General features: G+C 60.5%; 9 protein-coding genes. 4 read left to right on the top strand and 5 right to left on the bottom strand.

The features are described from left to right. Positions 1–46: 46 nt before the first annotated feature. A complete protein-coding gene (locus E5K00_RS16025; protein WP_135464322.1) occupies positions 47–835 on the bottom strand; it encodes an enoyl-CoA hydratase/isomerase family protein in 789 nt (262 codons plus the stop codon). 245 nt (positions 836–1,080) lie between these two features. On the opposite strand from E5K00_RS16025, the gene mscL reads away from it, so the two are divergent. The 4 genes from mscL to E5K00_RS16045 all read left to right on the top strand — a co-directional run bounded on the left by mscL (position 1,081) and on the right by E5K00_RS16045 (position 4,264). Then, the gene (mscL, locus tag E5K00_RS16030) at positions 1,081–1,503 is read left to right on the top strand and encodes a large conductance mechanosensitive channel protein MscL (RefSeq protein ID WP_135464323.1); all 423 of its coding nucleotides are present in this window, start codon (positions 1,081–1,083) and stop codon (positions 1,501–1,503) included. 53 nt (positions 1,504–1,556) lie between these two features. Continuing rightward, positions 1,557–2,540, top strand: coding sequence for a DUF3078 domain-containing protein (locus tag E5K00_RS16035; RefSeq protein WP_245328314.1), 984 nt, complete (start codon positions 1,557–1,559; stop codon positions 2,538–2,540). 108 nt (positions 2,541–2,648) lie between these two features. After that, positions 2,649–3,074: a hypothetical protein gene (locus E5K00_RS16040; protein ID WP_135464324.1), complete on the top strand. Its 426-nt coding sequence runs from the start codon at positions 2,649–2,651 to the stop codon at positions 3,072–3,074. 344 nt (positions 3,075–3,418) lie between these two features. Next, a complete protein-coding gene (locus tag E5K00_RS16045; protein WP_245328315.1) occupies positions 3,419–4,264 on the top strand; it encodes a heme-binding protein in 846 nt (281 codons plus the stop codon). A gap of 72 nt (positions 4,265–4,336) precedes the next feature. On the opposite strand, the gene E5K00_RS16050 is transcribed toward E5K00_RS16045, so the two are convergent. From E5K00_RS16050 to E5K00_RS16065, 4 genes are all read right to left on the bottom strand, one after another. Further along, the gene (locus E5K00_RS16050; RefSeq protein WP_135464325.1) at positions 4,337–5,143 is read right to left on the bottom strand and encodes a hypothetical protein; all 807 of its coding nucleotides are present in this window, start codon (positions 5,141–5,143) and stop codon (positions 4,337–4,339) included. A gap of 282 nt (positions 5,144–5,425) precedes the next feature. Beyond that, on the bottom strand, positions 5,426–8,512 hold the full coding sequence (gene infB, locus E5K00_RS16055) for a translation initiation factor IF-2 (protein WP_135464326.1): 3,087 nt from the start codon (positions 8,510–8,512) through the stop codon (positions 5,426–5,428). A gap of 122 nt (positions 8,513–8,634) precedes the next feature. Continuing rightward, the gene (gene nusA / locus E5K00_RS16060; RefSeq protein WP_135464327.1) at positions 8,635–9,918 is read right to left on the bottom strand and encodes a transcription termination factor NusA; all 1,284 of its coding nucleotides are present in this window, start codon (positions 9,916–9,918) and stop codon (positions 8,635–8,637) included. 126 nt (positions 9,919–10,044) lie between these two features. After that, on the bottom strand, positions 10,045–10,515 hold the full coding sequence (locus E5K00_RS16065) for a ribosome maturation factor RimP (RefSeq protein ID WP_245328316.1): 471 nt from the start codon (positions 10,513–10,515) through the stop codon (positions 10,045–10,047). Positions 10,516–10,576 lie beyond the last annotated feature (61 nt).

The following is a 10,576-nucleotide window of genomic DNA, read 5'->3' on the forward strand; positions in this document are numbered from 1 at the left end:
CCCTGCTCCGCTGCCACACGCCTGACTGTGGGCTTACTATATAATGCTACTTACCGGTGAACACAGCCGGGCGCTTTTCCAGGAACGCCGTGGTGCCTTCGCGGAAGTCGTCGGAGGCGAAGCTGTGACCAAACGAGTTGGCCTCGGTCTGGTAGCCGTTCATTTCCTTGTCGTAGAAGGCATTCACGCAGTCGATAACCAGGCCCACGGCCAGCGGGGCCTTGCTCAGAATCTTGGTCATCAGCTGCTGGCAGAAGGGCAGCAGCTCGGCCTGGGGCACCACGTGGTTTACGAGGCCCAGGCGGTGGGCTTCGTCGGCTTTGATCTGGTCGCCGGTCAGCAGCAACTCCAGGGCCTTGCCTTTGCCGATCAGCTGGGTCAGGCGCTGGGTGCCGCCGTAGCCCGGAATAAGGCCCAGATTCACCTCGGGCTGACCGAAGCGGGCATTGTCGGAGGCTACGCGCATGTGGCAGGCCATGGCCAGCTCGCAGCCCCCGCCCAGGGCAAAGCCGTTGACGGCGGCAATGACGGGCTTGGTGCTTTCTTCCAGCATGCAGAAGGCCTCCTGGCCCCGCTCGGCGGCGCGGCGGCCACTGATGTCGTTCAGGGCGGCCAGCTCCGAAATGTCGGCCCCGGCCACGAAGGCTTTTTCGCCGCTGCCGGTCAAGATGATGCCGCGCACCTGCGGGTCGTCGAGGGCCTGCTGGGTGGCCTCCCGGATTTCTTCGATGGTCGCCGCGTTCAGCGCGTTCAGCTTGGAAGGGCGGTTCAGGGTGATGGTCAGGATGCCGGTGGCCGCATCGAGGGAGTAAAGCAGGTTTTCGAAAGTGGGCATAGCGGGGAAGCGGGGCTTAGGAGAAAGAACAGAAGCACAAAGATAGAGCAAAACCCCAGCCCTGACGGGTCGGCCCGACCCCGGCCGCTGGCGCCGCTCAGGCTACTGGCCCGCCGCCCCGCTACCAGGCCCTGGCCTTGCACTTCGCTAAGAAGTACAAGCGGAGGCAGAATAGTGAAGTATCGTAAAAAATTTATATTTAGCACAACATTCACTTCCTTCTCACCTCAAAACGGCTTACGCGTATGGGCTTTGTATCCGAATTCAAGGAGTTTATTTCCAAAGGAAACGTGCTGGATTTGGCGGTAGGGGTTATCATCGGGGCTTCCTTTGGCAAAATCGTCACCTCGCTCACCGACGACATCATCATGCCAATCATCGGGCTGGCCATCGGGGGCATCGATTTGAAGGAGTGGTACCTGCCGCTGGACGGCAACACCTACGCCAACTTTGAGGCGGCCAAGGCGGCCAAGGCGGCTACCATCAACTACGGCGTGTTTCTCAACGCCATCATCTACTTCCTCATCATTGCCTTCTGCGTATTCCTGATCGTGAAGTTCGCCAACCGCTTCAAGAAGCCGCCGGTAGTAGTGGCCGTTGCCGACCCGGCCCCGACTAAGGACCAGATGCTGCTGATGGAAATCCGGGACGCGTTGCGCACCCGCTAACGCGCCACCTGAGCGGGCCACGACCAGTCGCGGCCCGCTCGTTTCCAACCCGTATGAAGCGTTTGCTACGAGCCGGCCGCCAGCTGCTGCCCCGAATGGTGGGCGGGGTGGTGTGCCTGAGCCTGCTACCCGCCCTGGCCCTGGCCCAGACGTCGGAAAACAGCGCCGCCGCGCCCGACACCGTGCAGGGCTGGCGACGCGGCGGCGTGGGCACGCTCAATTTCAGCCAGGTAAGCCTGAGCAACTGGGCCCCGGGCGGGCAAAGCTCCCTGTCGCTGCTGGGCATCGGCAACGTGTTTCTGCACAACCGCCGCGGCCATAATACCTTCGACACCTCCCTGGATGTCGTGTATGGCAGCCTCAAAGCCGGCAAAGCCCGCATCCGCAAGAGCGACGACCGGCTGGAACTCAACGCCAAGTACGGCCGCCAGTTTACCAAGGTGCTGTACTACGCCGCGCAGGCCAACGTGAAAACGCAGCTGACGCCCACTACGGCCCTGGAAAAGCCGGATTCGCTGTTGTCGCGCTTCTTTGCCCCGGCCTATATCCTGACATCCATCGGCATCGACTACAAGCCCAACGACCAGCTCTCGGTGTTTCTGTCGCCGATTACGGGCAAGTTCACGGTGGTGGCCGATCAGACGCTGGCCGATGCCGGCGCCTTCGGCGTGGAGCCGGCCGAGCGCACTGCCGACGGGCAAGTGGTGCGGGGCACCGGGCAGCGCTTCCGCCAGGAGCTGGGAGCCTACCTGAACGTAAAGTACCGCCGCCCCATCTGGGAAAATGTTACATTTCAAAGTAAGCTGGATCTGTTCAGCAACTACTTGCACTCCCCCGGCAACATCGACGTGAACTGGGAAACTCTGGTCAGCTTCAAGGTCAACCGGTTTATCAGCAGCAGCATTGCCACCACGCTGGTGTACGACGACGATGTTTTAACCCCCGTCGACCGGAACGATGACGGGGTGCCGGACAGCCGCGGCCGCCGGGTTCAGTTCAAGGAAACCCTCGGTATCGGCCTGACTTATAGGTTTTAACCAAATTGAACTATCTTTGCCAGGGGCCGGTTTTCAGGCCGGTATAAATTGGTGCGGAAGTTGCCCGTGGGGGCATTCCCCCACTGTTTCTTCCTTGTTTCTTCCCGCATGAAAAAGCTGATTGCCGCTGTGCTGCTGACGGGCACAAGTTTAGTTGCCTATCAGGCCCAGGCCCAGACCGAGCCCCGGCCCGATACTCCTGCTGCCAGCCGGAAATCTACCCGGAAGGCTTCCGGGGCGGATATTGCCCGCATGCAGCGCCGCATGAGCATGAACCCCGACGAGGCCAAGCGCGACCAGCAGATTGAAATTCTGGAGGCCCGCTCGGGTGGTACCGCCAACACCAGCTTCGGGCGGGCTTCGGGCCCGGCCCGGCAGTACGAGAAAGGCAAGGCCGGCTTCACCGTGCGCAAGTTCAAGGACAAGCGCGGCACCGCCCAGCAGCAGCGCGGCCAGAGCCGCAAGGCCCCCGGCATCGACCCGCCGGGCAAGCCGCTCAAGCACAAGAAAAAGCACCGCTTCCTGTTCTTCTAGCAGGGCGCGACAAGCATAAAAAAAGCCCCGTAGCAGTGCTGCGGGGCTTTTTGCATCTTCAGCGGCTTCAGGGCCACCGTTCGCCCCTGATGCTGCTGAAGAAGTATCTGCCGGGCCCCGGTGGGCAACCGGGGCGCTGGCTAAAGAAAGTTGAGCCCAGCCAGGGAGGCGCTTGTTTTATCCTTGATACGACTTATCTTGGCTGAGGTAACAACTAATTACCTACTACCCGCTCTATCGTACCCCACGCGCGTTTTTTGCTGATTATTTAGCGGAAAAAGCGCCGCAAGCACATCTATTTCAATCCCGGTTTCCCAGTATTCTTAACCCCCTAACCTATTCTCATGGCAAACTCAAGTTTTGCGGGCTCCGAAGGCCTGCACGTGATGCGTCTTGGCGGCACCGCCGAGCAAACCGAAAATATCTTCGGCCCCCTGGCCGGCCTGATCGGCAGCTGGGTCGGCAACAAAGGCTGGAACCTGATTGCGGTGCCCAACCAGAAGGGTGGCTTCGTTTTGCTGACGAGCCCTTACATCGAAACCCTCACGATTAGTCCGCTGGCTACGCCCACGCCTAACCGCGGAGAGCGAATTATCCAGCAGCTGCCCACGCTGCTCTACGAGCTGAAAATCAACAGCCTGATCGACGGAAGCCTGATGCACGCCGAAAATGGCACTTGGCTGCTGCTGCCCGACTGCCCCAGTGGCTTCGGCGTGGCCCGGCAGGCCTCCGTGCCCCACGGCGACTCGCTCCTGGCCCCAGGTACTGTGCAGGTAACCAAAGGCGGCCCCAGCATTCCGGATATTTCGTCGCTGCCCGATATCGGGGGCACCCGGCTGGGCTACCTCGACCCGTATCTGACGCCCATGCAGGGCTTCAACAAAACCAACCCCAACGCCACGCTCCGGCAGGCCAGCTCTCAGCAGACTATCGTTCAAACCACTACTATTTCCGTCAGCACCGACAACCAGGGCGGTATCGTCAACATTCCCTTCATCGTCAAGAATGCCGATGCCAGCAAGTTTGAGGCGACCTTCTGGCTGGAAACCGTGCTCGACAAGCCCACGGGCCGCACGTTTCAGCAGCTGCAGTACTCCCAGGCCACCAGCATCGACTTCCTGCCCCGCCTTGATGGGAAGGGCCTGATCCAGTGGCCCCACATCAACATCAACACGCTGATTAAGCGGTAATCAGAGCCGCCGTATTCTGCTAAACAGCCGGGGCAAACCACACGCGGTTTGCCCCGGTTTGTTTTCGGCGGTTTAGAACCGGGCCGACAAGCCTACTTTCAGGTAGTTCATGTCGTAGCCCAGCTCCGTAAAGGCCCCGATGTTGTCGGTGAAGTAGTAGCGGGCTCCCACAAAGATGCCGGTCGTGAGGTAGGCCATGCTCGTGTTGTAGCCGCGCAGCTCCGGTACGTCATCGTAGTAGCTGTCGGTCCACTTCTGAATCCGGACGCCCAGGCTGATGCCGCCGTAGGTATCCAGCTTGGGGTTCTGCAGCACGTTGTAGTGGTAGGTGCCCCGGGCCGAGACAATAATGTTGGTCCACTTGGACTTGTAGCTCGTGCCCGGATAATCGTAGTGGTAAGCCTTGTAGCCCACCAAGCCGCCGATGCCGATAGTGCCGGGGCCCACGCCCTCCTTGATGCCGTGCTCCACCGACAGGCTCATGGCCGGCGTCGACTTCACCGTGCCGTAATAGCCGTACCCTATGCCCACGCCAATGCCGAGGTTGGCCACGGTGCTGCCTTTCTGGAACAATTCACCTGCCGCTGCCGGAGTAGCCGGGGCCTTTTCCGGAGCTGCGGGCGCCGGGGCCGCCGCAGTAACCGGTGCAGGCGCCGGCGCTGGGGTAGGCTTTGCCGTCGTAGGAGCTTTAGCCACTGGCTTGGCGGCCGGCTTGGCTACCGACTTGGTCGTGGTGGCTGTTTTCGTGGTGGCCGGGCGGGTAGTAGGAGCAGTGCCGGGGCTGGCCGGCTTTACAGCCCGCGCCGGGGCTTTGGTTTGGGCCACAGCTGAAGCGCTAGTCAGGGCTGCGAAGAGGAGAGTGGTAACCAGAGTTTTCATAGTACTAGGAGGTTGGTAATCAGAGTTGATGTTTTTTAAGTGCAATTATTTCCTGAACTGATGCAAAAATAGCGCGTTGCCGGGCGCACATCAATAGCATGATGATGTGAGCTTGCTGTGGGCTCTGGTTTTGCGCCGCAATATTGATAAATATTAGAAAAGACTATTATTTGAAAAGTCGCCATCTAGCGCTAATTCCTACGCGCTAAAAACGCTCTGCTACCAAAGAAAAAGCCCCAACCGTTTCCGGTTGGGGCTTTCTTACTCTATACAGGTTGCGGCTTACAGCGTCCGCTTAACTTCTTTCTCTTCGAAGCCCTCAATGTTGTCACCTTCGCGCAAATCATTAAAGCCTTTGATCGAAATACCGCACTCGTAGCCTTGGCGTACTTCCGACACGTCGTCTTTGTACCGCTTCAGCGCCGAGATTTCGCCCGAATGCACCACGATACCGTCGCGCACCACCCGCACCTTGGTATTGCGGGTGAAGGAGCCCTCCGTTACCATACAGCCTGCAATGCTGCCCACCTTGGTAATGTTGAACACCTGCCGCACCTCGGCGTTGGCTACCACTACTTCCTGCACCGTTGGGGCCAGCATGCCTTCCATGGCATCCTTCACCTCATTGATGGCGTTGTAGATGATAGAGTAGAGGCGAATATCGATCTGCTCGTTGTCGGCCAGCTTGCGGGCACTCTGCGAGGGCCGCACCTGGAAGCCGATGATGATGGCGTCGGAAGCCGAAGCCAGCAGCACGTCCGATTCGGAGATGGCACCCACACCTTTCGACAGGATGTTCACCTTCACTTCCGGCGTCGAGAGCTTGAGCAGCGAGTCGGAGAGAGCTTCTACCGAGCCGTCCACGTCACCTTTCACAATAACGTTGAGCTCTTTGAACGAGCCGATAGCCAGACGGCGACCAATTTCGTCCAGGGTAATGTGCTTCTTGGTCCGCATGCTCTGCTCACGCGAGAGTTGCTGACGCTGAGTGGCCAATTCGCGGGCTTCGCGCTCGGTTTCCATCACCTGAATCTTGTCGCCGGCCTGCGGAGCACCCGTCAGACCAAGCACCTGTACCGGAGTGGCCGGGCCAGCTTGCTTCATCTTCTTGCCGCGGTGGTCGGTCATGGCCTTCACGCGGCCGTAGTGCGGACCCGCCAGTACCACGTCGCCCACCTTCAGCGTCCCGGTTTGCACCAGCACGGTGGTTACGTAGCCGCGGCCTTTGTCCAGCATGGCTTCGATGACGGTACCCACGGCGTTGCGGTCGGGGTTGGCTTTCAGCTCGAGCAGCTCGGCTTCCAGCAACACCTTTTCCAGCAGATCATCGATACCCAGGCCGGTTTTGGCCGATACCTCCTGCGACTGATACTTACCACCCCAGTCTTCGACCAGAATGTTCATCTGCGACAGCTCCTCCCGGATTTTCTCCGAGTTGGCGCCGGGCTTATCAATCTTGTTCATCGCAATAACGATGGGCACGCCCGCCGCTTGCGCGTGGTTGATGGCTTCCCGCGTCTGGGGCATCACCGAGTCGTCGGCTGCTACCACGATGATGGCAATGTCCGTCACCTTGGCACCCCGGGCACGCATAGCGGTAAACGCTTCGTGACCCGGCGTATCGAGGAAGGTAACGCGCTTGCCCGACTTGGTCATTACGTCGTAGGCCCCGATGTGCTGCGTAATACCGCCGGCTTCGCCTTTGGCTACGCTGGCGTTCCGGATGTAGTCAAGCAGCGAGGTCTTGCCGTGGTCGACGTGGCCCATGATGGTCACGATAGGAGCCCGCGGCAGCAGATCCTCGGGGTTGTCCTCAAGGGTCGTGTCGATTTCATCTTCCTCCGCCGACAGGAACTCTACGTCGTAGCCAAACTCGTCGGCCACTACCGTAATAGCTTCCGCATCGAGACGCTGGTTGATGGAAACGAACATGCCCATGTTCAGGCACACCTTGATGACTTCGTTCACCGAAACGTCCATCAGCGAAGCCAGGTCGTTGGCGGAGATGAACTCGGTTACTTTGAGCGTCTTGGCATCCAGCTCGTTTTGGGCGCGCTGGGCTTCCCGATCCTCGGCCCCACCGGCGCGCTTGTCGCGGCGGTACTTGGCGCGGTTATTCTGGTTGCCACCACGGCCGCCGCTGAGCTTAGCCAGCGTCGCCTTGATCTGCTCCTGAATCTGCTTGTCGTTCTGCTCGGGCGTGTTGGCCACCGCCGGACGGGGGGCATTGCCACCCTGGCCGGGGCGCTGACCCGGACCACCGGGCCGCTGACCAGGGCCGCCGGGGCGCTGACCAGGGCCACCACCGGGGCGGTTGCCCTGGTAGCCGCCACCCTGGCCGGTATTCTGACCAGTTTGCCCCGTAGTCGGAGCGCCGGGAGCCGGCATGCGGGCCCGCTTTTTCTTGTTGTCGGTACCGAGTCCGCTCTTGCGAACATCGGATGAGGCCACCGGCCGGGCCCCGCGGCCACCACGCCGGGAAGAATCAAGCGGAAGCTCGATCTTGCCCAGTACGGTAAGGCCTTTCAGCTGATCGGCTTTGGCGACGATAGTGCCACCTTCTTCCGTCGACTGCTCACTGGCAGCAGAATCTGCGGCGGCAGGAGCACTGGCAACCGGGGCCGGCTCGGGAGCCGAGGAGGCTGCTACGGGCGCGGGAGCAACTGCCGGAGTAGCAGCGGGAGCGGGAGCCGGAGTAGGCTCGGGCGCAGGGGCCGCTTCTACTTTGGGCTCGGGCTTGGCTTCCGCAACCGGGGCTGGCGCGGGGGCCGGGGCCGGCTGCGGAGCAGGAGCAACTGGCTTTTGCTCCGCTACGGGTGCCGGGGCGGGCACGGGTGCCGGAGTGGGCTGGGGAGCCGCAGCGGCCGGGCGCGGAGGCACCGGACGGCCTTTCGAGTCCAGCTCAATCTTGCCCAGTACTTTCAGGCCGGGCACTTTGGGTGCTTCGGGTTCGGCGGGAGCAGCAGCTACCGGCGCGGGCGCGGGCGCCACGGGCTTCACCTCAGCTGCCGGGGCAGGCTGGGGGGCCGGCGCGGCCGGCTTGGCTTCTTCCACGGGCTTGGGCGCTGGTGCCGGGGTGGGCACAGCGGGGCTCGACGCTTTCGGCGCAACAGGTTCCGGCCGGGGAGCAGGAGCGGCTTCGGCTTCGGTCTGGCGCTTGGCCTGGCTGAGCTTGGTCGCTTCCATCTTGTCTTGCGCCGAGGACGCAAACTCCTTCTCCAGCAAGCCTACCTGTTCGGCAGTCAGCTTCGTGGTAGGTTTATTTTCTACCTGATGTCCTTTCTTGGCCAAGGTCTCCACGACCGTGCCCATTCCAATATTCAGGTCTTTGGCTGCCTGCTGGAGCCGTTTAGGTGCTGCTTCCGCCATTCTATGCTCGCGAACGATACTCGTATTCAGATGCAAAGGTACTACATTAAATCTTGCCAGCCGACGCCAAATCACGCCGACTAGCGTGATTTAGCGTCCTTGCTGTACCGGCCGCCGCGCATTCATTGCGCGTCGCCGGAATTTGTGGTTTCTTCTTGTTCTTCGTTATCCTCGAATTCATTGCGGATGATGCGGAAAACGTCCTCAACGGTTACGTCTTCCAGCTCGGTGCGCCGCACGATATCTTCTTTGCTCACAGCCAGTACGGCACGGCCCGTGTCGAGGCCGATTTTCTTGAGCTCGTCGAGCACCCAGCCTTCAATTTCATCCTGGAATTCGTCGAGGGCAATATCTTCGTCGTAGTCGCCGGCTTCGCGGAACACGTCGATTTCCATGCCGACCAACCGGCTTGCCAGCTTAATGTTGGCGCCGCCCCGGCCGATGGCCAGGCTAACTTGGTCCGGCTTTAAGAACACCGACACGCGGCCGGTTTGTTCATTAATGCGCATCGAGCCAATCTTGGCCGGCGACAGGGCCCGCTGGATGTAGAGCTCGAGGTTATCGGTGTAATTGATAACGTCGATGTTCTCGTTTTCCAGCTCGCGCACTACGGCGTGAATCCGGGAGCCTTTCATGCCGACGCAGGCGCCGACGGGGTCAATCCGGTCGTCGTAGCTTTCGACGGCTACTTTGGCCCGCTCGCCCGGCTCGCGCACGATGTTCTTGATGGTGATGAGGCCGTCGTAGATTTCGGGTACTTCCAGCTCGAACAAACGCTCCAGGAAAGCCGGCGCGGCGCGCGAGAGGATGATTTTGGGCGTGCCGTTGATGATTTCGACGCGGTGTACCACGGCGCGCACGGTGTCGCCCTTGCGGTAGCGGTCCTTCGGGATCTGCTCACCCTTGGGCAGCACCAGCTCGTTTTCCTCCTTGTCCAGGATCAGGGCCTCGCGGCTCCACACCTGGTACACTTCGCCGGTCACGATTTCGCCCACCTGGTCTTTGTAAGCCTGGTAGAGGTTGTCGCGCTCGAGGTCCTTCACGCGCTGAATCAGCGTCTGGCGGGCCATCAGCACGGCCCGGCGACCGAAGTCTTCGAGCTTCACCTCTTCGGCTACCTGCTCGCCCACTTCGAAGTCGGCTTCGATCTTCTGGGCTTCGGCCAGCGGAATCTTGTCGAAATCCCAGATGTCCTCGGAGTTGTCATCCACGATTTCGCGGTTGCGCCAAATCTCCAGGTCGCCTTTGTCCACGTTGATGATGACGTCGAAGTTCTCATCGGTGGTGTACTTTTTCCGGATCATCGTGCGGAACACGTCCTCCAGGATACTCATCATCGTGGGACGGTCGATGTTCTTGGAGCGGGCGAACTCGGCGAACGATTCTATCAGGACGTTGCTGTTCATGGGGGTTAAGCTATTAACTGTTGGTGGGTGGGTAAGGTTTGAAACCTGTACTCGCTCAACAGTTTACGGGTTAGATGAATTTCAGAACGAGAGCCAAAAAGCGCGCGGGGCTACTGGCAGTCGGCTTTATTTAAAGGAAATGACGACCCGGGCTTCCTTGATGTCCGCGAAGGGAATCAGGACGGCGGGCAGGACTTTCTTTTTGTTTTTCTCCTTAATTTCCTCGGCCAGCTGAATGCCTTCGGCTTCGGTGGCTTCCAGCAGACCGGTTTTCTCGGTGTCGTCCTGCAGCTTCAGGCTCAGCGTGCGGCCCACATGGCGCGTGTACTGGCGCTGGTCGGTGAAGGGCTGGTCGGCACCGGGCGAGGTAACTTCCAGCGTGTAGCTGGCTTCTTCGCCGTAGGCCTCGTCGATGCGGCGGGCCAGCCGGCGGCTAACCTGGGCGCACTCGTCGATACCGAAGCCCTGCTCACTGTCGAGAATGACCGTAATCTTGGGCCGGATGGCATCGGAAACGGTCAGGGCGACGACGAACAGCTCGGGGCCGGGCAGGCTGTCCTGGAGCATTTCGGCAATTTGGTCGCGGTCAAATTTCATCGGGAGGAGTAGGGGACAAAAGAAAGAGGGGACTGTGTGTCCCCTCTTCTCTAGTCAGTTT

This window comes from Hymenobacter aquaticus (assembly GCF_004765605.1).
Taxonomy (GTDB): Bacteria; Bacteroidota; Bacteroidia; order Cytophagales; family Hymenobacteraceae; genus Hymenobacter; species Hymenobacter aquaticus.

Coding starts and splice junctions, on each gene's coding strand:
- E5K00_RS16025 (WP_135464322.1), bottom strand. CDS start 835: ATGCCCACTTTCGAAAACCTGCTTTACTCCCTCGATGCGGCCACCGGC.
- mscL (WP_135464323.1), top strand. CDS start 1,081: ATGGGCTTTGTATCCGAATTCAAGGAGTTTATTTCCAAAGGAAACGTG.
- E5K00_RS16035 (WP_245328314.1), top strand. CDS start 1,557: ATGAAGCGTTTGCTACGAGCCGGCCGCCAGCTGCTGCCCCGAATGGTG.
- E5K00_RS16040 (WP_135464324.1), top strand. CDS start 2,649: ATGAAAAAGCTGATTGCCGCTGTGCTGCTGACGGGCACAAGTTTAGTT.
- E5K00_RS16045 (WP_245328315.1), top strand. CDS start 3,419: ATGGCAAACTCAAGTTTTGCGGGCTCCGAAGGCCTGCACGTGATGCGT.
- E5K00_RS16050 (WP_135464325.1), bottom strand. CDS start 5,143: ATGAAAACTCTGGTTACCACTCTCCTCTTCGCAGCCCTGACTAGCGCT.
- infB (WP_135464326.1), bottom strand. CDS start 8,512: ATGGCGGAAGCAGCACCTAAACGGCTCCAGCAGGCAGCCAAAGACCTG.
- nusA (WP_135464327.1), bottom strand. CDS start 9,918: ATGAACAGCAACGTCCTGATAGAATCGTTCGCCGAGTTCGCCCGCTCC.
- E5K00_RS16065 (WP_245328316.1), bottom strand. CDS start 10,515: ATGAAATTTGACCGCGACCAAATTGCCGAAATGCTCCAGGACAGCCTG.